Below are 2,842 nucleotides of genomic sequence, written 5' to 3'. Positions count from 1 at the left end.
GATTATTACTATCTAAGTTCATTATATCACCTATCTATACTATATTTAAGACTGATTATATATACTAAATATAGTGGTGTCAAATTATTATTATTTAGACATCGAGTCTAAATAATAATAATGCTTACATCTTCCACTTATAGAAGATGGGAGACTTACGCACTAATGGTTAAATTCATACCCAATTGTTCCAAGCCAATTTGTAACCTCTTCCGATACAACAGTACCATTCACAGCAATACCAGGTAAAATTATGGATTTTGAGCACTCTTTAGCTATATCATTTTCAATTTGTCCAAATTCACCGCCTCCATGAGTGCAAAAAGGAATTACTGTTTTGCCTGCAAAATCATGTTGTCTAAGAAAGCTCATCACTGGCGGGGCTATTGTTTTAAACCAGTTAGGTGTACCTATAAATATTGTTCGATAATCATCTGTTGACTCATTTCCAGATATTAGCTGGGGGCAAAATCCTCGAGAAATTTCATATCTCACTTCTTTAGCAGCAGTATTATAGTCAAAGGAATAATTCTTATTAGGAATTAATTCTCTTAGAGTACCACCCGTCTGTTTTTCTATTTCTAATGCTAAATTCTTTGTGTTTTGAAAAAGCGAATAATAAACAATCAATGTATTGTTCATAAGTATTATCTCCTTTCTATAATTCCAATTTATCAAGTAGTCAGAAGTAGTTCATGACACATTTTGCTGCAATGCAAATCATATTATACATCGTTTTCTTCAAGTTTTCGCCCTGGACAGAGCAAGCTAGTAGGAAATTTCACATAACGTACCAGAGATTTAAGAAATTCCTGAACTTTAGGGTAACGCCCTTAGTAAAGGAATTTAGATGAAACGTTAGTGGAATCTTAAATCTCATGTTATCTGATGTGCGGCTATTCCACAATCTTATAAAAATTTATTTGATCTGCTGTCTTCATTTCAACAAACCAATCACTCAATACCTGATTATGATGTTCAATTATTTCTACTGCGTTAAGTTTACTGCTATCACAAGTACTATGTGCATCTTTTATAAGTGTTGTTTTAAAACCTAAACTAAAAGCTCTTCTACAAGTTGTATCTATACAGTACTCTGTCTGAAGTCCAACAATAACTAGATTCTTTATACCATTATTTTTTAATTCACTGTTAAGAGAGGTTTTATAAAAAGCATCTGGAGTAAATTTTATAATTTTTTTATCTTCTTTTGAAGGTTTAATTTGTTCATATATTTGCCATACTTTACTACCTTTGGGTATCCAACTATCATCTGTATGTTGAATATATATTATAGGGATATTTGCTTCAGTAGCTTTTTTAATTACTTTTTTTATATTTTCAATTAACATTTTCTCCTTATATACCGGACATTTCGGATCTGAAAACAAACCATTTTGCACATCTATTACTAGTAAAGCTGTATTATTCATTTTTTTCTCCTTTCAATTGCTCCCGTAGTTGCATTTCAGATAACGTCCCTAGGATTCGCGACGTCCTGCTCCTTACTCAATCTACAATTCAACTGCTGAATTTCATAAGTCACCATTTATTCCACTTATAACTGACCAGCTGGATGTCGCTAGCTCTACGTTATATGACGTGCATTACTTTACCGCAAAATTTAAGATCTATTTATAGGTTTCAACTTATATACTAACTGTAATTGTTCATCAAACTAAAACAATTATCCAACAATATAACCACCATGAAAGATACACTCATACACCTTTATATCATTGCAGAAAATTTCTTCGTAACCATTAAACCACTTAAATTCGCCATTTATCACACAATGATACTTATAATCTCCATTTTGATATACTAATGGTCCACGATATGGATATTCTTTAGGTACTAATAATAAGCATTCTTTAAGAAAATCTCCTGAAAAATCATCATCTATAATACGCCCAATATAGTTCATTGACCAGAAAGGAATATCATTACGCCACAATGCTTCTTCGCCAGCAAATTTTTCTCCTCCCAAATATGTATCAATATATTTAAGCTCATCTTCTACATATTCTAAATCATGAGAACTAGGTCTAGAAGAGTGAGTTTCTGCTCCTTTACCTGCATAAGTAGCCCTTTTGGCTTTACAAAGAAATTCTATTACTCCTTCATCTATAAAGTTTTCCTGTTCTGTTTTTTCATATGAACAATTTTCATCCTCGTTCTCTTTAACCAAATTGTCAATACTTATCCTAAACAAATTACTTAAAGCAATAAGCTTATTAATATCAGGATATGAGTAACCTAGTTCCCATTTTGATATAGCTTGCCTTGATACACCTATTTTTTCTGCTAACTTTTCCTGTGAAAGACTCTTTTGTTCTCTCAAAGCCTGTAATCTTTTATGTAATTTCATTTCATCACCTCTGTTTTAAGAATATAATAATTATTATCTGTTTTCTACCAAGTGACAATAACAAAAGTGACAACTATTGGTTGCTATATTATGATATCCCTTAAAGTTAATATAGATTTAATATAAAAGTGCCATAAATTAAAATAACTCTCTCTATTCCCCATAAGACTAAGCATGTCATAGTCACAGTAGACATGCCGATTACCTAGCATACCCCGCACAGATCCTAGCATGCGGATTTCCTGCACTAGTCTCCTCAAGTATACTCGCTTCCGTAATCAGCTATATTACTTCCATAGCTTCTTGCTATTCTTCTCAGTGAGGTTTGCTTTAGTTATCCATCCCTACATGTCCGGCTAAAGTTTCCTTTAAGAACTACATATACTTGTTATCCACTTCCCCATGTAGCCGGCTCCCCGTATGAACCTCTTTACACAAAGGCTGAATTCAAGTTTATCAATTTTATTGGAC

General features: G+C 32.5%; 3 protein-coding genes. All 3 read right to left on the bottom strand.

Features of this window, described 5'->3' with window-relative positions:
* Positions 1-162 precede the first annotated feature (162 nt).
* Positions 163-642: a flavodoxin gene (locus JMO20_RS15160; RefSeq protein ID WP_202710547.1), complete on the bottom strand. Its 480-nt coding sequence runs from the start codon at positions 640-642 to the stop codon at positions 163-165.
* A 254-nt stretch (positions 643-896) separates the two neighbouring features.
* Positions 897-1,433: a cysteine hydrolase family protein gene (locus JMO20_RS15155; protein WP_202710546.1), complete on the bottom strand. Its 537-nt coding sequence runs from the start codon at positions 1,431-1,433 to the stop codon at positions 897-899.
* A gap of 254 nt (positions 1,434-1,687) precedes the next feature.
* On the bottom strand, positions 1,688-2,371 hold the full coding sequence (locus tag JMO20_RS15150) for a DUF5680 domain-containing protein (RefSeq protein WP_202710545.1): 684 nt from the start codon (positions 2,369-2,371) through the stop codon (positions 1,688-1,690).
* Positions 2,372-2,842 lie beyond the last annotated feature (471 nt).

Source organism: Sporosalibacterium faouarense, from assembly GCF_016765695.1.
Lineage (GTDB): Bacteria > Bacillota > Clostridia > Tissierellales > VENL01 > Sporosalibacterium > Sporosalibacterium faouarense.
This window is presented reverse-complemented; position numbering and strand designations above follow the sequence as displayed.